At 66.2% G+C, this 20,555-nt stretch carries 22 protein-coding genes; 10 read left to right on the top strand and 12 right to left on the bottom strand.

Going from position 1 to position 20,555, the window contains the following annotated elements; translation table 11 throughout:
- Positions 1-2: 2 nt before the first annotated feature.
- The 6 genes from ACIBVN_RS13380 to ACIBVN_RS13355 form a co-directional block, all read right to left on the bottom strand.
- A complete protein-coding gene (locus ACIBVN_RS13380) occupies positions 3-1,748 on the bottom strand; it encodes a carbamoyltransferase (RefSeq protein ID WP_397135884.1) in 1,746 nt (581 codons plus the stop codon).
- 39 nt (positions 1,749-1,787) lie between these two features.
- Positions 1,788-3,122 (bottom strand): DegT/DnrJ/EryC1/StrS family aminotransferase, encoded by a 1,335-nt coding sequence (locus ACIBVN_RS13375; protein WP_397135882.1) that lies wholly within the window; start codon positions 3,120-3,122, stop codon positions 1,788-1,790.
- Between the two features lie 52 nt (positions 3,123-3,174).
- A complete protein-coding gene (gene queE / locus ACIBVN_RS13370) occupies positions 3,175-3,810 on the bottom strand; it encodes a 7-carboxy-7-deazaguanine synthase (protein WP_397135880.1) in 636 nt (211 codons plus the stop codon).
- A 3-nt stretch (positions 3,811-3,813) separates the two neighbouring features.
- Positions 3,814-4,509: a 7-cyano-7-deazaguanine synthase QueC gene (gene queC / locus ACIBVN_RS13365; protein ID WP_397135878.1), complete on the bottom strand. Its 696-nt coding sequence runs from the start codon at positions 4,507-4,509 to the stop codon at positions 3,814-3,816.
- A gap of 122 nt (positions 4,510-4,631) precedes the next feature.
- Positions 4,632-5,186, bottom strand: a complete 555-nt coding sequence (locus tag ACIBVN_RS13360) for a hypothetical protein (protein WP_397135876.1) — start codon at positions 5,184-5,186, stop codon at positions 4,632-4,634.
- A gap of 1 nt (position 5,187) precedes the next feature.
- Positions 5,188-6,216 (bottom strand): adenylosuccinate synthetase, encoded by a 1,029-nt coding sequence (locus ACIBVN_RS13355; RefSeq protein ID WP_397135874.1) that lies wholly within the window; start codon positions 6,214-6,216, stop codon positions 5,188-5,190.
- 74 nt (positions 6,217-6,290) lie between these two features.
- On the opposite strand from ACIBVN_RS13355, the gene purB reads away from it, so the two are divergent.
- Both purB and ACIBVN_RS13345 read left to right on the top strand, forming a co-directional pair.
- Complete coding sequence (gene purB / locus ACIBVN_RS13350) at positions 6,291-7,670, top strand: adenylosuccinate lyase (RefSeq protein WP_397135872.1); 1,380 nt, start codon at positions 6,291-6,293, stop codon at positions 7,668-7,670.
- A 1-nt stretch (position 7,671) separates the two neighbouring features.
- Positions 7,672-8,346 (top strand): HAD family hydrolase, encoded by a 675-nt coding sequence (locus tag ACIBVN_RS13345; RefSeq protein ID WP_397135870.1) that lies wholly within the window; start codon positions 7,672-7,674, stop codon positions 8,344-8,346.
- Positions 8,347-8,364: 18 nt separating this feature from the next.
- Here ACIBVN_RS13345 and folE2 read toward each other — a convergent pair whose 3' ends face one another.
- The 4 genes from folE2 to ACIBVN_RS13325 form a co-directional block, all read right to left on the bottom strand.
- Positions 8,365-9,159 (bottom strand): GTP cyclohydrolase FolE2, encoded by a 795-nt coding sequence (gene folE2, locus ACIBVN_RS13340; RefSeq protein WP_397135868.1) that lies wholly within the window; start codon positions 9,157-9,159, stop codon positions 8,365-8,367.
- Positions 9,159-9,515: a 6-carboxytetrahydropterin synthase QueD gene (gene queD, locus ACIBVN_RS13335; protein WP_397135976.1), complete on the bottom strand. Its 357-nt coding sequence runs from the start codon at positions 9,513-9,515 to the stop codon at positions 9,159-9,161. The genes folE2 and queD overlap by 1 nt, the downstream gene beginning before the upstream one ends.
- A gap of 142 nt (positions 9,516-9,657) precedes the next feature.
- Positions 9,658-10,467 carry a hypothetical protein gene (locus ACIBVN_RS13330; RefSeq protein WP_397135866.1) on the bottom strand — a complete coding sequence of 270 codons (810 nt, stop codon included), beginning with the start codon at positions 10,465-10,467 and terminating at the stop codon, positions 9,658-9,660.
- Entirely contained in the window at positions 10,460-10,987 is a 528-nt protein-coding gene (locus ACIBVN_RS13325) for a phosphoribosyltransferase (RefSeq protein ID WP_397135864.1), read from the bottom strand. Before ACIBVN_RS13325 ends, ACIBVN_RS13330 begins: the two co-directional genes overlap by 8 nt.
- Before the next feature lie 326 nt (positions 10,988-11,313).
- Here ACIBVN_RS13325 and ACIBVN_RS13320 point away from each other — a divergent pair, with 326 nt between their 5' ends.
- From ACIBVN_RS13320 to ACIBVN_RS13290, 7 genes are all read left to right on the top strand, one after another.
- Complete coding sequence (locus ACIBVN_RS13320; RefSeq protein WP_397135862.1) at positions 11,314-12,306, top strand: NAD-dependent epimerase/dehydratase family protein; 993 nt, start codon at positions 11,314-11,316, stop codon at positions 12,304-12,306.
- 27 nt (positions 12,307-12,333) lie between these two features.
- Complete coding sequence (locus ACIBVN_RS13315) at positions 12,334-13,707, top strand: class I adenylate-forming enzyme family protein (RefSeq protein ID WP_397135860.1); 1,374 nt, start codon at positions 12,334-12,336, stop codon at positions 13,705-13,707.
- A 15-nt stretch (positions 13,708-13,722) separates the two neighbouring features.
- Complete coding sequence (locus ACIBVN_RS13310) at positions 13,723-14,241, top strand: phosphopantetheine-binding protein (protein ID WP_397135858.1); 519 nt, start codon at positions 13,723-13,725, stop codon at positions 14,239-14,241.
- Positions 14,242-14,379: 138 nt separating this feature from the next.
- The gene (locus ACIBVN_RS13305; RefSeq protein ID WP_397135856.1) at positions 14,380-15,588 is read left to right on the top strand and encodes an AMP-binding protein; all 1,209 of its coding nucleotides are present in this window, start codon (positions 14,380-14,382) and stop codon (positions 15,586-15,588) included.
- Between the two features lie 407 nt (positions 15,589-15,995).
- Positions 15,996-16,739, top strand: coding sequence for a LamG-like jellyroll fold domain-containing protein (locus ACIBVN_RS13300; RefSeq protein WP_397135854.1), 744 nt, complete (start codon positions 15,996-15,998; stop codon positions 16,737-16,739).
- A gap of 43 nt (positions 16,740-16,782) precedes the next feature.
- Positions 16,783-17,184: an FG-GAP repeat domain-containing protein gene (locus ACIBVN_RS13295; protein ID WP_397135852.1), complete on the top strand. Its 402-nt coding sequence runs from the start codon at positions 16,783-16,785 to the stop codon at positions 17,182-17,184.
- Between the two features lie 386 nt (positions 17,185-17,570).
- Positions 17,571-17,729: a hypothetical protein gene (locus ACIBVN_RS13290; RefSeq protein WP_397135850.1), complete on the top strand. Its 159-nt coding sequence runs from the start codon at positions 17,571-17,573 to the stop codon at positions 17,727-17,729.
- A 417-nt stretch (positions 17,730-18,146) separates the two neighbouring features.
- On the opposite strand, the gene ACIBVN_RS13285 is transcribed toward ACIBVN_RS13290, so the two are convergent.
- Both ACIBVN_RS13285 and ACIBVN_RS13280 read right to left on the bottom strand, forming a co-directional pair.
- A complete protein-coding gene (locus ACIBVN_RS13285) occupies positions 18,147-18,398 on the bottom strand; it encodes a hypothetical protein (protein ID WP_397135848.1) in 252 nt (83 codons plus the stop codon).
- Positions 18,399-18,572: 174 nt separating this feature from the next.
- Positions 18,573-18,758 (bottom strand): hypothetical protein, encoded by a 186-nt coding sequence (locus tag ACIBVN_RS13280; protein ID WP_397135846.1) that lies wholly within the window; start codon positions 18,756-18,758, stop codon positions 18,573-18,575.
- A 1,467-nt stretch (positions 18,759-20,225) separates the two neighbouring features.
- On the opposite strand from ACIBVN_RS13280, the gene ACIBVN_RS13275 reads away from it, so the two are divergent.
- On the top strand, positions 20,226-20,552 hold the full coding sequence (locus ACIBVN_RS13275) for a hypothetical protein (RefSeq protein ID WP_397135844.1): 327 nt from the start codon (positions 20,226-20,228) through the stop codon (positions 20,550-20,552).
- Positions 20,553-20,555: the final 3 nt, after the last annotated feature.

Raw genomic sequence — 20,555 nt, 5'->3', positions numbered from 1 at the left:
GATCAGTGCCTTTCGTCAGTTTTCCCGGTCTCGGGAGAAGGGCTGTGGGCCAAATAGGGTCCGAGGCACAGGACGTCGGCGCCACTGCGCAGAAAGGTACGGACGGCGTCCTCCGGTGAACAAACGATTGGCTCGCGTTCGTCGTTGAACGAGGTGTTGATCACTGCGGGCAACCCTGTACGCCGCTGGAAATGATCAATCATCGACCAGTACGCGGGTTGCACCGCACGATCCACGGTGTGCGGCCGTGCGCTCCCATCGGCATGCACCACGCCGGGAACCCGCTCTCGCCAGTCGGCCGCGATGCGGTCGGCCACGATCATGAACGGTGTGTCACCGCCGCGTTCCAGCAGCGCGCCCGCATCCTCCCGCCGGAGGCTCGGGGCCAGTGGCCTCCATCGGGCCCGCCGTTTGATGTCGTTGACCCTGTCCCTGGTCGCGGCCGACGCGGGTGAGGCCACGATGCTGCGCTGGCCCAGTGCTCGCGGACCGCCCTCCATACGTCCCTCGAACCAGCACACGACCTCGTTCCGGCTGAGGTGCTCCCCCGCCGCCTCCGTGATGTCGCCAGGTTCCCGATAGGCCAGCCCGGCGTCCGACAGCGCCTTGGCGCAGGTGTCCGCACCGAACGAGGGCCCCAACGAAATCGAGGTCAGGCGCTCGTTGACCGGAGGGACGCCGCACATGACGCTGGCGTGCAACGCGGCTCCGATCGGCGCGCCGTCGTCACCAGCCGCCGGCTGCGCGAAGAACCCTTCGAGGCCGGGGAGGTGGGCGAGACGGCCGTTGGCCGAGCAGTTCAGGGCGACACCACCGGCTATCACCAGCCGCCGGCTGCCGGAGAGCCGCAACGCGAGCTCCGCGAGATGGACCAGCGCCTCTTCCAGGGCGAACTGCCCAGAGGCCGCGATGTCCCGATCCTGCTGTGTCCAGTCCGCGAGCGCAGTGGGGAGCCCGCGTTCGCGCGCCTCCCGCGGCTCTCCGAACCGCTCGGAGAGCCGCCGTATCCAGGCCTCGATCACAGATCGGTACGTGGTCCCCACCGGGTCCCACCGGGTCAGGCCTGGATCGAGGCGGAGACGGTAACCGTCAGGGTCCAGCTCTATTTCCGGGAACTCGAGGACGGGGCGGCCATAGGGCGCGAGCCCCATCAACTTGCCCTCTCCGAAACTGCCGAGACCGAGAAAACGTGTCAGGCAGGCGTAGAACTGCCCCAGCGAGTCCACCGTCGAGAATTGCCGCAGCACGGATATCCGCCCGCCATCACCGTGGGCCAGAGTGGTGGAGACCCTGTCCCCTTCCCCGTCGACCACGAGAATCGCCGTCTCGTCGAAGCCGGAGCACCAGTACGCGCTCGCCGCGTGTGCCAGGTGATGAGACACCTGAAAAAGCGGCACCACCCCACTACGACACCCCGCCATTGCGGCGAACTCGCGTATGTTGACCGGCCATCGAGCCCAGTCGGCGCCGAGTTCACGCTCGCCGAAGCTGATGTCCTCGTGATATCCCGGCGGGGCCACCGATCCGAACTCCTCTTCCGCCCAGGGGGTGGCGAGCGCGTCGATGTCCGCCCAGGTGAGGCTGCGGGAGTCCAGGCACCAGCGGACGGCGTTGACCGGCTGCCGGCCGCGTGCGTGCTTGTCCCGTATGAAGCGCTCCTCTTCAGCGAAAGCCACCACGCGGCCGTCCTCGATGAGGCAGACGGACGCGTCGTGGTGCCCGATGGCGTTTATCCCCAGAACTCTCATATGACCATCCCGACTTTGCGACAGGTGTCGATCGCGCGTTCAGCGCTGCGAATGGGCCGGCTCAAGCAGCTCGCGATGGTGCAGCGCCACCTTCCAGAAGGCAGCGGCGATCTCGCCGACCAGGGCGGACTGATCGCCGATGGCGTTGGCGCCGAGGAAGACGCTGATGTCGGTGCGAGCGCACCGGTCCTCCGTCACCGGGCAGTCGCCGGCGGCGTAGTGCACGTCACGGGATCCGAGGTTCCACGGGAAGCCGGGCGCGAGGTATTTGCGTTCGCGCATCTCCTTCCGGAGGTGCAACGGAGTACGCACATATCCGATGCGGACCGGCGCTCCCTCGGCGATCAACGCCTCGACGTACCTGTCGCGGGAGAGGCCGGGCAGCTCCTCGGGGACGAAGGTCGGGCAGTACAGATGATAGACGTGCCTGCCGAATGTGGATTCGGCCGCCGGACGGATACCGGGACAGCCCTCCAGTGCGAGGCTGAGAGCCCGCAGATTCGCGATTCGCTCGTCGTTCCACCTGCGCAGCTTCGGCAACTGCGCGGCGCAGATGGAGGCGGCGACGGGGTGCATCCGGTACGTGGGCAGGAAACCGTCCGGCGCGGCGTACCCGCCCGGGAGGTCGACACGATGGCGCTGCGGATGTTGTGACATCGCGATGGCCCGATGTCTGACCTCTTCCGACGAGGTCAGGAGGAAGCCGCCCTCGCCGCCGACGATCTGTTTGCCGCTGCCGATCGAGAAGCAGCCCACGGTACCGATCGTGCCGACATGTCGATCGCGGTGCATCGCCCCGGCGGCCTGCGCGCAGTCCTCGATCACGGCCAGTCCATGGGCCTCGGCAAAAGCCATCATACGGGTCATGTCCGCCGGCTGGCCGTACAAATGCACCACCACGATCGCCTTGGTGGCTGGGCTCAGACACTTTTCCGCCGTTTCTGCGGTCAGCGTGTACGTCTCGGGGTCGATGTCGGCGAAAACAGGTATGGCGCCTTGTTGCAGTACGCAGGACACCGACTGGGGCCAGGTGTACGCGGGTACGATGACCTCGTCCCCAGGACGCACGCCGACTGCCACCAAGGCGGTGTGCAGGGCAGCCCACCCGGAGTTGGTCGAGACGGCATAGGGGGCGCCGAAGTAATCGGCGACGGCGCGCTCAAATTCCACGACCGGCCCGCTGCCGAAGATCGAGGTCAAATAGGTGGAATCGGTTCTGGCACGGCGGAGGTGTTCGCCCAGTGCCGCGACCTCGTCATCACTCAGTACGGGCCAGGTCGGAAGCGGGGTGCGAACGGTCGGGTCGCCGCCCAGCAATGCCAGGCGATGCGTTTCCGGTGAATTCATCTCGGTGCGACCTGTCTTTCCTTGCATAAGGCAATGAGCCGGAAACCACCACCGGAATCGTGCCGGCCAACGCGATTCCCTATCGGATTCCGACGATCTTGTGCGTCTGCAGGCTGAGCCGCCATCGCGGATTGGTCAGGCAGTATTCGAGTGCCAGGCGGGTGTTGGCCGCCGCATCCGGGCCGTCCATCGGCTGCAGCGAGAACCGGGCGAAGTCGAGCTCCTCGTAGCGCTCCGGCCGGGCGTCGTGCTGCGGGAAGACCAGCTTGAGCTCGTCACCGGAGGTGAGCACGAGTTCCGCGGTGCTCTTCGGACTGACGCATATCCAGTCGATCCCGGGCGGCGCCGCGCGCGTTCCGTTGGTTTCCACGGCCACCGTGAAGCCCGACTCGTGCAGTGCTTCCACGGCGGCGCGATCGAGCTGAAGTAGGGGCTCACCTCCGGTGCAGACCACGTACCGCTCACCGCCGACCACGTCCGCCGGCCAGAAGGCGGCGACCGCGGCGGCGAGATCGGCCGCTGTCCTGAATCGGCCGCCGCCGCTACCGTCGGTCCCCACGAAGTCGGTATCGCAGAACTTACATATCGCCCTTACGCGGTGCTCTTCGTGGCCGGTCCACAGATTGCAGCCGGTGAAACGGCAGAACACGGCCGGTCGGCCGGCATGGGCGCCTTCCCCTTGCAGGGTGTAGAAGATCTCCTTCACTCGGTACATGGCTCAGGCCCTGCCGGTGAGGGCCGGGTCCGGCAACCCGGCCTCCGCGAAGCCGCGGCCACGCAGAAGGCAGGAGTCGCAGCTGCCGCAAGGGCGGCCCTCGGAGTCGGGGTCGTAACAACTGTGAGTGAGGGAGTAGTCCACCCCCAGGGCCAGCCCGCGCTCGATGATCTGCGCCTTGGTCAGCTCGATCAGCGGCGTGTGGATCCGCAGCCGCTGGGTGCCCTCGACGCCTGCTTTGGTGGCCAGCGCGGCCATGCGTTCGAAGGCCGCGATGTACTCCGGGCGGCAGTCGGGGTAGCCCGAATAGTCGAGGGCGTTCACCCCGATGAACACGTCGTTCCCGCCCAGTGACTCGGCCCAGGCGAGCGCGAACGACAGGAAGATCGTGTTACGGGCCGGCACATAGGTCACCGGGATGGAGTCGTCCAGCTCGTCGACGTGGCCGTGCCGCGGCACGGCGATGTCCGCGGTCAGGGCCGAGCCCCCGAACAGACGTAGATCGATGTCTGCCACGACATGCCGCTCCACGCCGAACTGTTCGGCGACGCGGCGGGCGGCGGCCAGTTCGACGCTGTGACGCTGACCGTAGCGGAAGCTCAGCGCATGGAGGCGGTATCCCTCGTGCTTGGCGATGGCGAGAACGGTCGCCGAATCGAGTCCTCCGCTCAGCAGCACTACCGCAGGCTCATTGGCCATGTCACCTCCAGGAAATTCAATGGAAAGTTGCCTGCACGGCGGCGCGGGCAGCCATTTCAGTTTTGCCACTGGCCCGATCCGCGTCAATTATCCGACCGGCACCGCACCCGACGGGACGACTATTAGGCGGCGCGCCAGTCGATGCTCGACGCAATATCCCGCCCGTGGCGGATCCGCATTACCTTGACGGCGTGCGGCGCCAAGGCGGCCGCGGTCATACGGCGGTCGGTGGCCCCGTCGTCATGCTCTCGATTCGGATCTCCACCGAGTCCCAGATAATACCTTCGCGTGCTCCAGAGAAAGCGAAGGAGCAGGCGAATGCCCTTCCACTCGTTTTCGCCGCGGAGCGACTTCCGCAGGTGCCTTCCGGTGATGCGCCAGGTCGCCTGCCACCAGGGAATGTCCAGCCACACGATGAGGTCGGCCCCCGCGAACAACGGCTCGGTCCAGCCCAGATAGATGCCTTCCGTCACCCATCGGGGCCGTTCGGCGATCTCGGCTGCCGCGGCTCGGCGCTCTGGCCACGGCACCGGAGCCACCTGCCTCCCATCTCCGTTCCTGCGTATCGCCACCCGGTCCAGTTCATGATGGTCAGCGGTCAACGCCGCAGCGATCGCCGCAGCGAGGTACGTCTTGCCGCTCCCGGCGGCTCCCACTACGTGGATGCGATGGGCCATCTCATGCCGACGCCGCGGGGATGGCCACAGTGCCCCTCCGGTCGATCGTGGCGCGCACGTCCGGGCCGGTGCTCAGCAGGCCGGCGGGGCGTTGCAGGACGTCTTCGACCTCGTCCACGAAACGCCGCACAGCCGAGGGCAGTCGCTGAAACGGCACCCCTGCCGCAGCTGGATCGAGACGGTCGAGACAGGTGAGCGCGATGTAGGCGGGATCGTTGAGCATGACCGCCGCCTTCGCCGACTGCATGTCGAACGCCCCCACCCGCCGGGGACGACCGGTCACGGTGGCTTCCTCCTGCCATCCCCGCTCCCGGATCTCCCCGGGTGACAGCTCGCGCGGCAGGTCACCCGGCCCGACCCTGGTGGCGTACGCCTTGAACACCAGCACCACCTCAGTGACCCGCGTCGGCGCCAGACCGACGTCCGCTGCGGCCGTGGCGGCGGTGCTGTCCTTGGAGACGGTGTGCGGATACGTGCCGTAGAGCACCGACAGCCCAAAGCCGTTCGTGCCTTCCACGAGGACGCGTTCACCCCGGTCGAGCGCCTCGTTCGCCAGCGCGGCCACGTCGGCCGTGAAGGGGGCGAGTTGCGGAGTGTCCCGCACCAACGTGGCCGTGCGCATGGCCCGATCGGCGAGGCTCGGGCCGTGCCCGCTACCGGTGCTCCCCACCACCGTACTGAGGAACCGATTGCTCACATCGGCCTGCCGGTGACGTTCCTCGATGACCGTCGCCCTGCCGTCGATCTTGATCCGCCCAGCCAGGCCCAGACGCTCGATCTCGTCCAGGAAGACGTCAGGTGAGATCAGGGTGCCGGCGCCCAGTGCCAGCCGGCAGTCGGGGTGCACAAACGCGGCGGGCGTCTGCCGGAGACGGAATTCGTGCCCGTCCCGCACCACTGTGTGGCCGGCCCCTGGACCGAGCCCTGCTCTAATACTCAAGCTGAATTGATCATGGGTGGCAAGATAACTGCACACCTTGCCCTTGGCTTCGTCACCCCATTGTCCGCCGACGACGATGGTGCTCGGCATCAGTCGCTCCCTTCGCTTTCATCCTTTTAAACTCGGTGGCCGGTCTCCGGCATCGAATTGGAGTACGTCACACCATGGACAGGGAATTCTCCGTCGGACCCGATGTGGTCCTGCCTCTCGATGAGGGGCGTTATGGCAGTCCCCGGATGCGGGAAATCTTCTCAAAAGCGAATCGCTATCGACTATGGCTGACAGTGGAGCGCGAAGTCGCCCGGGTTCAGGGCGAACTCGGTGTGATCCCCCGGGATGCCGCCGCCGCCATCGACGCCATGGGGCGTGACGGTATCGATCCGGCGGCGATCAGTGCGGCCGAGACGTGGACAGGCCACGAACTGGCGGCGTTCGTCCATGTTCTGTCGGTGTCGGCGGGAGCGCACGGTCGGTGGGTTCATTTCGGTCTCACCAGCAGTGACGTCATCGACACTGGGGCGGCGCTACAGCTTGCGCAGGCCATCGCCCTCCTCGGCCAGGAGCTGCGGACGCTCACCGACTCGTGCCGGCGCCACACCACGAAGTACGCCGACCTCACCATGACCGGCCGAACACACGGCCAGTACGCGGAGCCGATTACGCTCGGCGGCAAGTTCGCCGTCTACCTCGACGCCCTGCTGCGCACCTTGGACCGGCTCGCCGAACTCTCGCCCAGGGTCCTGGTCGGCAAGGTGGGCGGAGCGGTGGGCACCGGCGCCGCCTTCGGCCACCTCGGCGCGGAGCTGGAACGCCGGGTGCTCGATCGGCTGGGCCTGGGAGTGGCGCGGCTGAACTCCCAAGCGGTCGCCCGCGACCGCATCGCCGAGTTCGTCAGCTGGGCGGCCCTGTCCGGAGCGGTGGTCGAGAACATCGCCACCGAGATCCGCAATCTGCAGCGGACCGAGATCGCCGAGCTGCGCGAGCCGATGGCCACCCGGCAGATCGGCAGCTCCGCCATGCCGCACAAGCGCAATCCCGTCCTCTGCGAGAACGTGTGCAGCCTGGCCCGCCTGCTGCGCTCGCTGATCCACCCCGCGCTGGAGAACGTGGTGTCCTGGCACGAGCGCGACCTTGCCAACTCGGCCAACGAGCGGTTTGTCATCCCGCAGGCGTGCGTCCTGCTGGAGGAGGTGGTGCGGAAGATGACGACCGTGCTGGCCGGTCTCGAGGTCGACACGGCCGCGATCGCCCGCAACCTCGACCGGGCCGCCACTGTCTGGATGAGCGGCGCGCTGCTGCGTCTGCTGGTCGGCAACGGGCTCGCCCGCGCGGAGTCGTACCGCGTGGTGCAGGAGTGCGTGCGCTCCGGTCAGCGTGGCGAGCGACTGGTCGATGAGCTGCTCGCGCACGACATGGTGGCGGCCGTTGTCTCGCGCGATGACCTGGCGGCGGTGGTCGAGACGGATCTCGGCGCCGGCTGGTACGCCGCTCGGGCACGAGCCGTGGCGGACATCGCCTCATCCCACACGAAAGGAATGGTGTGAAATGACCGCTTCCGCAGTGTTGCTGCTCGACCGGGACGGCACCCTTGTGTCCTGGGACGAGATGTTCATCGCCTGTGTGGCGGACGCCTGCCGCCAGGCGGGGGTGGCGGCCCCGACGCCGGAAGTGGTGCTGGCGTACGAATTCTGGGAGCAGTTGCTCGCCGACCGGCTGGTGGTGGAGGGCTGCCGCATCAGTGTCGACTCCGATGCGATCCCCCGTCGTTATCTGAGCGCGTACGGACGTCCGATTCCTGGCGCCGTACCCACCATGGCCGAACTGGCCTCGACCGGTGTGGTGACAGCCCTGGTGAGTTCCTGGACTGGCACGGAGGCCACACGTGCGCTGGTCGATACCTGGGGCATCGGCGACGCCTTCACCCTGGTGCTGACCTCCGACGACCTGGCGGTCACGAGCCGGCTCAGTGCCGTCGAGCGCAAGCGACTGCTCTTCGAACTGGCGCTGCGTGAGCTGGACCCCGGTCTGCCAAGGTGGATGGTGGGCGACTCGGCCAGCGACATCGAGGCCGGCAAACAGGTCGGCGCCACCACGGTCGCCGTGCTGACGGGCAACGGCGCCCGGGACTTCTCCCACGTCGGCATGGTCAGGCCCGATCACATCGTGGCGAGCCTCGGCGACGTACCTGAGCTGATCCGCCGGAGCCGAGCCGGCCTCTGACCCGGACCGCACAATGGGCTATACGCCGCGAGGAGAGCTCCAGGTGATCGCGGCGTATGCCGCGTGGTTGTGAATGCTCTCGTCATTCACAGCTCGTACGCGATAGGCGGCGATGCGGTCGCAATCAGACAGAACCTGGCACACATTACGCACCATGTCCTCGACGAAGACCGGATTGTCGTAGCCGGCCATGGTCACGTGACGCTCGTCCGGCCGCTTGAGCAGAGCGTAGACCGGAGACGAGGCCGCCGCCTCAGCGATGTCGATCAACTCGTCGAACCACGGGCCGCTCGTGTGGTCGGCGCCCTTGACCTCGATCGTGATGTGGCCGCGCTGGTTGTGCGCACCGCGATCGCTGATGGCCTTGCTGCAGGGGCACACGCTCGTCACCGGCACTTCGACGCTCCACGCCAACTGCGTACCGGCCACACTGCTACGTGCCGTGATGGAACAGGTGTACTCAACGAAGGCGCGGGCCCGCGTCACAGGCGCTTCCCGTTCCAGGAAGTACGGAAAGGTCAGGTGGACCCGTGCTCTGTCGCTTCCCATGTGCAGCCGCAGTTCGTCCGCCAAACCCGCCGCGGTGGCGGGCGTCAACTGCTCCCTCGAACCATGGAGTACTTCGATGAAGCGGCTCAGGTGCGCGCCCTTGGCCTCCGGGCCGAGGTCAACCGCCATGGTGGCCGTGGCGACGGTCTCTCGCTTCGCGCCCTGTCCGTCGGCCACGAGGACGGGATACCGCAGACCTTCGATCCCGACCTCGTCCAACGGCACGCCCCGGCTGTCATGCGCCGCCTGCACATCGGTGAGCATCAGCTCTCCCCCCGATAGACACATCCAGAAGTGCACGTCTCTCGAACGTGAATGGCCGAGATCGGCAGGGACCCGACCAGGCGGTCCCAGATCCACTTGGCCAGGTTTTCGCTGGTGGGATTCTCGAGCCCCTCGACCTCATTGAGGTAGTAGTGGTCGAGCCGCTCCTCCAGGGGCTTGACCACCTTCTTGATCTCCCCGAAATCGATTAACCACCCTGCGGAGGGATCGACCTCACCGCTGACGTGCACCTCCACGCGATAGCTATGGCCATGCAGCCTGCCGCACTTGTGGTTCTCCGGTACGTTCGGCAATCTGTGGGCCGCTTCAAAGGTGAACTCACGAAAAATCTCGATCACTCGATTCCCCAAATCTGTGACTTTTGACGTTCACGTGAAGCCGATTTGATCTGTCGAGAACAGGGTCGCGCAATGCTTTTCGGCGATTCCTCGCGATCGGGAGCGCGCTGAGTATGAGCGGACGCGGGAACGCCCACGGTCAACCCGGAGCATCCGCACGCGTCTCCGACCGTGCGCCGAGAGCCGTCCAGACATGCCACTGATGCGGCAGACGACTGAGCGACGTCTCGACCTGACACAGAAATGCCCGCGCATCCCCTGAATAGCGATGGCAGACAATGTTCAGCTCCGGGCGCCAGCCGTTCACCACTTCCGCGCACATGAAACTGACGAGCGCCGCGTCGTCGCCGAGAATTCGGAATATGCGCTCTGTCCCGTCCGGAAGCCGGGCATATTTGGCACGGAAAGCCGGTGTTCCCGGCTCACCGATCGAATCGATGGGCAGGATGAAATCCCAGCCGTTGTTCAGCCCCCGGCGCGCGCTGAGCATTGCCTGCCACGAAGGAAAGGCCAGCGGAGTGATGAGGCCGCGTTGACGGTGTCCGACCTTCGGCAGGACCAACCGCCGGCTGTGCTCAGGATGAGCACTGCTGAAGGCCACGTTGTGGCCGCGCACCGCGAGCATCGCGGCGATGGCGCCCAGCATGCCGGTCCTGGCCGTCAGAATGAGGTTGCCTCCCGGCGCGATCGGGTGATCACAGGAAAGGCCCAGCGCGCGGACGGTGTCGGCGGCGCCGAATCGCCGGAGGGTGTCGTCGAACGCTCGTCCCGACGCCGATACGAGCACATGTCTTTCGAAGATGAGCAGCCGTTCCCGCAGGCTGGGAAAGGGGCCATCGCGTATGCCGAGCGTCAGGTCCCGTCGCCACCAGCGGGAGCGCGGCCGCAATCTCGACTGCGCATATCTGGATAGGAACCGCCTTCGATAGAAGGCCTTGGCCTCATCCATGTCCCTGCCCGAGAAGCAAGGGCTCGACGACACCGTGATGGTCGACAGGCGGCCGTTCCCAGGGAAAGACCACCCAGTCGTCGGCCGAGAACACCGAGTAATCCGGTCGCTCCGTACAACCGTCATTCACCACGATGACGGCCGCGCGCACCTCCGTCGCCCCTGCCTGGCCTGCGCGCTCCCGGACCCCCCGCAGTGTGCCACCATCTCCCGCGATATCATCGACAAGCAAGACCCGGGCACCCTCCAGAGACTCCGGAACCAGCCAGGAGATCTCGACCTCGTCCCGTTCGGCGTAGCGATCGTCCGAGGAGTTACGGGTCACCCCGATCGCTCCGACGTGGCCGGAAAGCAGGTGCCCGAGCACGGTCGCCAACGGGAGGCCGCCCCGCGCGATTCCCATGATGACGTTCGGCTGGAAGCCGCTGTCTGTCACCTGTCTTGCGAGTTCTTCCGCGGCATCGCCGAACGCGGGCCAGTCGAGGCGCAGCAGCCGCTTGCGCTCCCAGCGCGGGGTCATGACGCCTGCCCTTGTGCGGGAATGCCGCTACCGAAGGCATTTCGGCATGGACGCGACATCGAGTTCTCCTTGTCATTTGCGGGTGCAACACATTTCCAGCACGGTCGTCCCGCCGGCGGTGTCCCGCCGGCGGGACACCGCCATGAAGGGCATCTCAATTGATAGGCTCTCACCGCGTGTTCCCTACAGCACCACTTCGCCCGATCCGGCCGGTACAAATGATGCCGCCGACTCAGGGCCGCGTGCTACCGGCGGTCGCCACCGGCTAATAGGGTGTCCCAAGTCATTCTTTCTTAACGGGGCACCCCGTCGTGGGGAGATAACTTATGACGACTCATGCCACGAGCTGGAATTTCCGCCGGGCGGTTGTGACGGGTGGTGCGGGCTTTCTCGGGTCACATCTGTGTGAGTGGCTGTTGTCCCTGGGCACACAGGTCGTGTGCCTGGACAACTTCCTCACCGGGATCCCAGCCAATGTCGCACACCTGACGGACGATCCCGGATTTCGGCTCGCTCGCTGCGACATCACGGATTTCATCCACGTTTCCGGAGAGGTGGATCTTGTCCTGCATTTCGCCTCGCCCGCCTCCCCCGCGGACTATCTCCGGCTGCCGATCCAGACCCTGAAAGTCGGCAGCACGGGCACCTTGCATTCCCTCGGACTCGCCCGGGAGAAGAAGGCCAGATTCGTACTCGCCTCGACATCGGAGGTCTATGGCGACCCCCTTGAGCACCCGCAGCGCGAAGTGTATTGGGGGAACGTCAATCCTTTGGGGCCGCGCGGAGTCTATGACGAGGCCAAACGCTATGCGGAGGCGCTGACGACCGCGTACCGGGCGAACTGCGGCGTGGACGCCGTCATCGTACGGATCTTCAACACCTACGGCCCGCGAATGCGTCCGGACGATGGCCGGGCCATTCCCACCTTCATCCGCCAAGCTCTTGTCGGGGAACCGATCACGGTCACCGGGGACGGCAGCCAGACCCGCTCCGTCTGTTATGTCGACGATACTGTGCAGGGCATTCTCGCGCTCGCCGCGAGCGGCCACCCGGGTCCGGTGAACATCGGCAGTCCCGACGAGACCACCATCCTCCACCTGGCCGAGACGATACGGGACATGGTCGATGCCCAGGCCCCGATACGGCTCATCAACCGGCCGGTGGACGACCCCAGCGTGCGAAGGCCCGACACCACGCTGGCCGAGACCTTGCTGGGCTGGAAAGCCACGACTTCGCGCGAGCAAGGACTGCACAAGACCATCGAGTGGTTCCGCTCGGCATTGGCCGGCCAGGAGGATCTGCCTTCCTTCACACGCTGATCACGAAGAGCAACCGAGAGATCGATCATGGCACTTGATGGGTGGCTCCGACGGGCCGCGGATCAGCATCCCGATCGACCTGCGATCATCGAGCGCAACCGCGGGACCGTCCGGAGCATCACCTGGTCGCAGTTGGACCGCATGACCGCGCCCGCGGCGAGCCCGCTGGGCCAGGGGCACAGGCCGATCCTGTGCGTCGACCTGCCCAACACGCTCGACGGCGTGACGACGTTGCTCGCCTCCCTGCGAACAGGGCTGCCCGTTCTCCCGCTCAATCCCATGACTCCACCGCGGGAGCGCGCCGAGCTCATGGACCGATTGGCCGCCACCTACGGCCCGGTGTACGAGCACAACCGGCTCGTAGCGGCTGGAACTGGCCACAAGAGGTCGTGCCGGGGCGATTACCTCCTGCTCACGGGCGGCTCCACGGGACGGCCCGTCCCCATCGAGGGCAGCCTCGGCTTGGGCGGCTTCCCGACGCTCCTGCGCCGAACGGGCTGGAAGAAGGGGCAGCGCCAGCTGATCGTCGGCCCCCTCTATCACACCGCACCTTTCATGCACCTGGTCGCGGGCATCCTGGACGGGCACACCATCGTGGTCCAGGGCGTGTTCGAGGCGGGCAAGACCATTGACGTGCTGCACCGCCAGGCCATCGAATGGATGCAGGTCACACCGTCGCACATGCGCAAGCTGCTCGCCGAGCCGGGCCTGTCCCCGGACCGGCTGGCCTCGCTCAGGTCGCTCGTCCACACGGCAGGCCCCTGCGACGACAAGACCAAACGGGCCTGGATCGACCTGCTCGGTGCCGATCGGATCTTCGAGTTCTACGGCGCCACCGAGCAGATCGGGATGACCGTCGCGCGTGGCGACGAGTGGCTGGCACGGCCCGGCACCGTGGGCAAGGGCTTCATGACGCGCATCCGGATCCTCGACGAAGACCGGCGCCCGCTTCCGCCCGGGGCGGTGGGCCGCGTCTTCATGCGCAACGGCCGGCCTGTCTCCAAGGCAATCGAGCACACCGTGGACGGTTACCTCAGCCTCGGCGACCTCGGCCATCTCGACGAGGACGGCTATCTCTATCTCACGGGACGTCGCCAAGGCCTCATCATCGTCGGTGGCTCGAACGTGAACTCATCCGAAATAGAAGAGGTGGTCCTGCGGCTCGCGGACGTGGCGGACGTCGCCGTCGTCCCGATGCCCGATCCCAGCCTCGGCCAGATTCCCGTCGCCCTCGTGGTCAGGCGTGCCGGCAGCGGACTTACGGTCAAGGAGATCGCTCGGCACTGCCGCGGATTGTTGTCTCCGTACAAACGGCCTCGTCGTATCGAATTCGTGGACGACCTTCCCAGAACCGAGACAGGCAAATTGCAAAGCTGGCGCCTGGAAAACCTGCGAACTTGAGAGGTAAAAGCACGCATGAGCGCATCGTCTGCTGCACGTCATGAGCACGCGATTACGATCGACCACCCCGATGTACGGGCAGCCGCCGTCTACGAGGAAAATGGCGAGCTCATCGTCGCCGTGGTCCCCAAATCGTACGCGAGCGCGACGGGCATCAGGGAACACCTCTGGAAACGGCACGCCTTGCAGGTCCTCGTGGTCGTGGTGGACGAGCTGCCCGCCATGACCGACGGAGCCGTGGACCTCACGAGATTGGGCGAGGAGGTGGCCACTCTGACCGCATCTCAGAAGTCACGCTACGTTGCGGCGTCGGGAGACCTGGAAAGGCAACTGGCCGGGTTGCTCGGGGAGATTTTGGAAATCGAGCGGGTCGGCGTCCTCGACGACTTCATGGACCTGGGTGGAAACTCCATGGACATGGTTCAGCTGAGCACCCTCATTATGGAACGTTTTGGCGTGGACCTGTCGCTGGAGATTGTTTTCGAGGCGGCTACGGTCCGAAACCTAGCCAAGATCGTGCGGCAGCGGAGCTGACCCATGTCTTTCCCGCAGGGTACGGCGAGCGCTCCTGCTCTCATGGTCCCTGACGGCACATGCCTGCGTTACGGCGACCTCAGGCGTGCGATGAGTCCATGGCAAAAGGCCACCGCGACGCTGAGGGACAAAGGGCTGGTGCTGCTGTTCGCCGACAACTCCCTCTCCACCGTTTTGTGCTACCTGGCCTGTCTGGAATCCAGGCACACGATCATGCTCGCCGACCCCGCGCTGAACGAGCGCGCCGTCTCCCGCGCCCTGTCCGCGTTCCAGCCCGAACTGGTAGTGCGGCCACCGCGAACGCTACGGCTTCCGGACGGTTATCTGCCCGCCGATGAAGCGATCTGGCGATGTTCGCGGATCGACACGAGCCCCGTTCACGACGAGCCCGCCCTGCTGCTGATGACATCGGGCAGCACCGGCGCCCCGCGCGTGGTGTGCCTTTCGCGGGACAACCTGTTCAGCAACGCCGACAGCATCGTGCGGGCCCTCGGCATCACCGAGACCGATCGTGCGATCACCTCCCTGCCTCTTCATTACTGCTACGGCCTGTCGGTGCTCAACAGCCACCTCGCTCGCGGCGCGAGCGTCGTCCTGACCCACCAATCTCCGACCAGCCGGGGGTTCTTGCGGCAATTGGCAGAAACGGGCACGACGGCACTGGCCGGGGTTCCGCTCACTTATCAGGCTCTGTGGCCGATCCTGAGCAGGCAATGGCCATCCACGCTGCGCACGCTCACCCAGTCCGGCGGGGTCCTCAACAACGTCAGCGCCTACACCCGGCTGGCCGTGGAGCGGAACAGCCGCTTTTTCGTGATGTACGGGCAAACCGAGGCAACGGCGAGAATGGCCGTACTGGACACCGCAGCACACCCCGAGGCCATCGGATCGGTGGGAAGAGCGGTGCCGGGTGGCAAGTTCGAACTCCTCGACTCCGGCGAGATCGTTTACCGGGGCCCGAACGTCATGCTCGGATACGCCGACAGGCGGGCGGATCTGATGGCAGGCGACCGCATGAACGGTGTCCTGCGAACCGGCGACCTCGGTTCCCTCCGCGACGGCAATCTTTTCCTGCGCGGCAGGCTCAAGCGCATCGCCAAGGTCGCCGGGAAGAGGATCAGCCTCGATGAGGTCGAGAGCGCCTTTCGCGCCCTGGACACGACCGCCGTGGTCGAGTCGGAAGGCGTGGTCATGGTCTTCTGCATGGCGGAGGTGGACGCGGCTCACGAACTGGGCCGCGAAATCTGTACCGACCTTGGCATCTCCCCCGCTTACCTGCGGATCAGGCAGGTGGACAACCTGCCCTATAGCGCGGCCGGAAAGATCGACTACCAGGCGCTGAAGTAATCGTCACGTGTTTACATCATCCAGCGCCTCCGAATGGGCGGCGTTAGCCGGACGGCTCGGGCACCGGCGCTGATCCCAAGACCGTGAAGCGCCATGTCGACTACGGGGGCTCAACCCGTATGAGCGGGCGCAGGTGGCGCAAGGCTCAGGTGGGCGGGCCGGGTGGGGCGGGCCGGGTGCGCGGGCGGCCGGACTTGAGCCGGGGAATGCCTTCGCGATGCTGGGCGCGGCGACTCACCAGCGCCAGTGGCGACATACCGCTGTTCCCTGGTGTTCCACCGTGCAGAGCCCCTGGATGGGACGGACAGTGAGGAATTCATGAGGCGGATGCGATTCGGCACAGGGACGGCGTTTCGCCGGCGGCTGCTCGTCGCCGGCATGAGCGCCGCCCTGGTCACGGCCTCGATGTGCCTTTCGCAGCCGGTAGCGGCGAGTTCCGGGGCCTGAGCGCCTACGACAAGCTGGTCCTCTCGGACCGCCCGGTCGCCTACTTGCGGCTGTCGCACCCCTCCCAAGGTACAGAGGCCGACCGCACCGGCAACGACCACATGGGGACCTTCCACGGTGTCACCAGCACAGTCCGGCTGCCCAACCAGGACGGGGCATCCGTCTTCAACGGCTCCTCGGGATATTTCGAGGTTCCCACCGCCAAGCAGGTCCACATCTCCACCACGGGCAAGTTCACCGTGGAGGCGTGGATCCGGCCGCACACCCTCCAGTTCCCCGATGAGGAACAGACCGGCTACGTCTACTTCATGGGTAAGGGCACGAAGTCGGGCAGCGGCCGCGATCGCGAGTGGGCGGGGCGGATGTACTCCAAGGACAACGACGAGGACCGCCCCAACCGCATCTCCGGCTACGCCTGGAACCTCGACGGCGGCTACGGCGCCGGGGCATACTTCCAGGTGCCGGTGAAGGTCAACGAGTGGATCCACTACGCGGTCACGTTCAACACCACCGAAGGCACGTACGGGAAGGTGCGCATCTACCGCAACGGCGTGCTGGCGGGCACGGATAACCTGGCCTACCGCCCCGGGTACGGTGGACGAGGTCATCGTCAGACCCAGGCCGGGGTCCGCGCCGGTCAGGGTTGGCACCCGCGACGGGAAGTCGTATTTCAAGGGGGCGGTCGGAAAGTTCGCGATCTATGACCGCGCGCTCTCGGGCGCGGAGCTCCGGTCGCACCACGCCGCGATGACCGGATCGGCCGGGCCGGACTTCAACGCCGACGGCGTGGCGGACCTCTTCTCGGCCGCCACCGGGACACTGACCATATGGAACGGCGATGGCTCCAACACGTTCGCCCCCGGGCAGGAGATCGGGCTCGGGTGGACGGCCTTCAGCAGGCCGATCGCCGGTGACTTCAACGGCGACGGCATCGGTGACCTGGCGGCGGTCAAGAAGGACGGCAATACGCTGCACGTCTGGAACGGTAAGGGCTCCAACAACTTCACCGGCGCCATCGAACTCGGGCCCGGCTGGGCACCGTACGCCGCCACGCTGATGTCGCTGGGAGACATCGACGGGGACGGCTACACCGACACAGGCGCCGTGCACAGCGAGTTGCCGAGGGTGGCGGCGCAGAGGGACTCGTAGAAGCGCCCGACCGACCGAGCGCTGGCCCACAGGCCGGCGCCTGGGTCGGCGGATCTGTGGAACGAACCGCTGGCCAGCACGGCCTGGATCGCGGCCGCGGCGGCGCCGAACAGGATGGGGCCTGTTGCCGTGCCGTTGGAAATGGCCTAGGGCGTACAGGAAGAGGAGCGGCTTTTGCGGTGCGCGCTCGCCACCTCTGGTCCAGCGCCAGGTCTCGGCGACCCGCTCGATCCAGTTCCCGGTCGGCCAGTTTAGGACGATCTTTCGACCTCGGCACACGGTATTTCGCGGTGGTCGGCTACACCCTAGAGTCGCCGGGCGAATGATCTTCAGCCAGGCGCTTACCAGCATTTGATCAGCGCGAGCTGGACGGCCTGCTGCGTACGGTGTCCGATCGCGAGCTGATCGACCGGCGGTCGTGGGACCTCGCCGACTCCCACGAGGCCCTGGCCCGGCATCTGGGCGCACTCACCCGCCGGGCGCTGCGCTCCGTACGGGGCGAGACCGACGCGGTACAGCTGACTGCAACAGCACCACTCCTGTGAAGACACCCGCATCTGTAGAGCGGGGATGCCTTTGTACACCTCCCACCACGGATATCGTCCCGACCAGGCCAAACAGCAGTTAAGTGATGGGCGTCGGAAGGTCATCATTGACGAGAATACGCACATCGAGCGGCAGCTACATATCCCCCATTACAAGACATATTGGACCCCAAACGGCTCCAGCTCTCCTAAAGCGGGTGCCGCAGGTTCGAATCCTGCCGGGGGCACTTATCTCCACCAGGCATTTTGGCTTCTGACCTGCGGTTTTCCTGCCGCAGGTCTTTTGCTCTCCAGACCCTCGGTAGGCCACCAGGAGTTGTCGAATGCAGCCGCAGGACAGCGTTCTGGGGACATGTGGGGGATGATCTTGAAGGCATTCCCCGAGGTCGGCGCTGTAGTTCGGGGGTCAAGCTGTCGCTATCGAGTCACTCGTCTCAGATTGGCGACGTGCAGCGCCTTGCCCTCTTTGACCTTGACCGAACGCTCATTGACCTCGATGCCGCGTTCTGCCGGTGGGCCGAAGAGTTCGCGGAGCGACAGCACTTGGGGCCCGAGGGGCTCGCGTGGCTTGTCTCCCAAGATCGGGATGCGCGCCCACATCGTGAGGTGTTCTTCAGTAAGGCCCGCGAACGCTTCCGTCAGGTGACATCCAATCTGGCCATTGATCATGGCGTGACCTCGCCTTGGCCAGTTCACCTGTCACGGACTGCGAGGTATCTGTGTCATTTAAAGTGGCCATTTTCCGGCGAAGGGAGCAGCTGCCGTGTCTGACGCTGCTCGGTCAGCTGGCGTCGTCGGCGGTTGCGGTGCTTATGCCGCAGCTGTTCGACTGACGACCTCCGGTTAGGAGCGTCTCGTTCCGAGGAGGCGCCTGCGGATCGCGGGTGTTCCGAACAGCACGCCCATGACGACGATCCACGCCAGCAGCACGGGCATTGGGTCCCCACCCACCGGCAGTGTGAACAGGAGCACAGCCCAGGCCACGTAGGCGGCGATGAGCACAGTGACAACTATGCGGAGGGCACGCATACATTTCAGCCTACCGCGCAGGGCCTCTGCTACCGGCGATGCTGCGGCACCCGCGACAGCACCCGTACGGTTGTCGGCACGTCGGTCCTCGCGGACTGAGGTGCCGTCAATCGACGGACCCATTCCGGGACTGGCCGGACGTGGGCCGTCGTGCACCTGGACGACGGCACCGACACTTTGGAAGCCAAGGTCCCGCCGATGGTGTACAAGCGGTGCGCCACCCACATGGTGGAGGGTGTCGAGGTCCGCGTCACCTGGAAGCACCGCCCGCCCAGCGAGGGCCAGCCGGCCCTCATGTGGGTGAAGTCTCTCCGCAAGGCGGGCATCTCGGTCACACTCGGCGAACTATGCGCACGCCCCGACGAGGATCTCGGAGAGTTGTTCGTCGTGGAGGCCGACGTCGTCGCGGCCGTCGAGAACCACCATGGCAAGCGGGGCGTGGTCCTGTCGCTGGACGACGGCACGCTGGGCGCGGAAGGGGTCATGGTGGACTCGTTCCTGCCGTCCTTTCACTCGCGTGGATGGCTCGGGAATCTGCGTGCGGGGCTCGGCTCAGCTCCTGGGCCAGACAGTCGTCCAGACGGCGAACGGCCTCAGCGCCGGGCATGCCTTCGTCGACACCTTGCCCACCCCCACGAAAGCGCCGTAGTACCGAACTTCGCTCGAAGGCTTGTCAGGGTGTGTCCTGCAGTCGACCACCACCCTTTGGGTGCCCGTCCCAGACGTGCACTTCCCCCAAGCCACGTTGGGGCCACTGGGCCAGACCCCATGAGTACAGTTGCGAGGCACCGCCTGCGCGGGGACGGCGTTCAGGCTCAGGGCCAACACACCCGAACAGAGCGCCACGATGGCCGGGAGTTTCCTCATGTCATTCCTTTCGTGGGACGTTCTCGTGAACGTCAGCCTGTCAGGCCGGGGTATAGCCGGGGTATGCCGTAGCACGATGGCAGCGCGCGAGCGGAGGCGACGCACACCCCTCCCAACGCGCCACCTCAGTGGCTCCCCCACACCGGCCGGGAAAACCTACAGCCAGGAAGGCAGCCGAGGTCGGCGGAGGACGCCGAGGTGAAAGCGCCCGCGCTCACCATGGACCTGCTGGCCACCTTGTCAGAGGTGGATGACGGCCATGGAAGGGCGTGAACTCCGGCGCGCCGCGCGTGGACAGGAAAGGGGACATCAACGCATGTCAGGTACCGGATATCAGACGCTTCTCGACTGCCGCCGCCCCAGCCGATACCTACGCCAGCACGGCTTCGCCGTCTGACCAGCGGCTCCTTCACCGTCGACCCCGGCGACTACGAAGTGCTGGTGGGCCGTTCCGCCGGCGAGCTGGCTCTCGGGGCGACCATCACCACGGGCGGTCCCGTCCCCGGACCGCGCGCCGTCGTCGACCTGCGTACCTAGGCTGCTGGCTTCGACGACTACACGGGCATCCCTCTGGTCGACGCCAGCCGTACCATCGGAGATGTGATCGCCCCCAGCGGCCGGCCCGCGACCCTCCTCTTCCGCTCCGCGGACCTGTCCGGCGCGGCCGAGGCCGAGGTAGCCGGCGAGGGGCGCCTGGCCTTCGCGGCGGGCGATCGGCTGCTCGCCGAGATCGCGGTGCCCGACACCGGGGGCGCTACGCGTGGACGACCGTCGCCGCGGATCTGGACGCGGCACTGGAAGGCGCTCACGACCTGCGGATCAGCCTGCGCGGGGACGCCAGGCTCGCCGCGTTCCACTTCGGCTCCTGAACTTCGCCTCAGCCGTAAGACCGGCTCGTCACTACGATCAGCCTCAGAGCGGACCTGAGGA

The sequence above is a fragment of the Nonomuraea sp. NPDC049400 genome, assembly GCF_044466425.1.
Classification (GTDB): Bacteria; Actinomycetota; Actinomycetes; order Streptosporangiales; family Streptosporangiaceae; genus Nonomuraea.
This window is presented reverse-complemented; position numbering and strand designations above follow the sequence as displayed.

Excerpts from the sequence above, each read along its gene's own strand:
- ACIBVN_RS13380 (WP_397135884.1), bottom strand. The coding sequence starts at position 1,748 with ATGAGAGTTCTGGGGATAAACGCCATCGGGCACCACGACGCGTCCGTC.
- ACIBVN_RS13375 (WP_397135882.1), bottom strand. The coding sequence starts at position 3,122 with ATGCAAGGAAAGACAGGTCGCACCGAGATGAATTCACCGGAAACGCAT.
- queE (WP_397135880.1), bottom strand. The coding sequence starts at position 3,810 with ATGTACCGAGTGAAGGAGATCTTCTACACCCTGCAAGGGGAAGGCGCC.
- queC (WP_397135878.1), bottom strand. The coding sequence starts at position 4,509 with ATGGCCAATGAGCCTGCGGTAGTGCTGCTGAGCGGAGGACTCGATTCG.
- ACIBVN_RS13360 (WP_397135876.1), bottom strand. The coding sequence starts at position 5,186 with ATGGCCCATCGCATCCACGTAGTGGGAGCCGCCGGGAGCGGCAAGACG.
- ACIBVN_RS13355 (WP_397135874.1), bottom strand. The coding sequence starts at position 6,216 with ATGCCGAGCACCATCGTCGTCGGCGGACAATGGGGTGACGAAGCCAAG.
- purB (WP_397135872.1), top strand. The coding sequence starts at position 6,291 with ATGGACAGGGAATTCTCCGTCGGACCCGATGTGGTCCTGCCTCTCGAT.
- ACIBVN_RS13345 (WP_397135870.1), top strand. The coding sequence starts at position 7,672 with ATGACCGCTTCCGCAGTGTTGCTGCTCGACCGGGACGGCACCCTTGTG.
- folE2 (WP_397135868.1), bottom strand. The coding sequence starts at position 9,159 with ATGCTCACCGATGTGCAGGCGGCGCATGACAGCCGGGGCGTGCCGTTG.
- ACIBVN_RS13330 (WP_397135866.1), bottom strand. The coding sequence starts at position 10,467 with ATGGATGAGGCCAAGGCCTTCTATCGAAGGCGGTTCCTATCCAGATAT.
- ACIBVN_RS13325 (WP_397135864.1), bottom strand. The coding sequence starts at position 10,987 with ATGACCCCGCGCTGGGAGCGCAAGCGGCTGCTGCGCCTCGACTGGCCC.
- ACIBVN_RS13320 (WP_397135862.1), top strand. The coding sequence starts at position 11,314 with ATGACGACTCATGCCACGAGCTGGAATTTCCGCCGGGCGGTTGTGACG.
- ACIBVN_RS13315 (WP_397135860.1), top strand. The coding sequence starts at position 12,334 with ATGGCACTTGATGGGTGGCTCCGACGGGCCGCGGATCAGCATCCCGAT.
- ACIBVN_RS13310 (WP_397135858.1), top strand. The coding sequence starts at position 13,723 with ATGAGCGCATCGTCTGCTGCACGTCATGAGCACGCGATTACGATCGAC.
- ACIBVN_RS13295 (WP_397135852.1), top strand. The coding sequence starts at position 16,783 with ATGACCGGATCGGCCGGGCCGGACTTCAACGCCGACGGCGTGGCGGAC.
- ACIBVN_RS13285 (WP_397135848.1), bottom strand. The coding sequence starts at position 18,398 with ATGATCAATGGCCAGATTGGATGTCACCTGACGGAAGCGTTCGCGGGC.
- ACIBVN_RS13280 (WP_397135846.1), bottom strand. The coding sequence starts at position 18,758 with ATGCGTGCCCTCCGCATAGTTGTCACTGTGCTCATCGCCGCCTACGTG.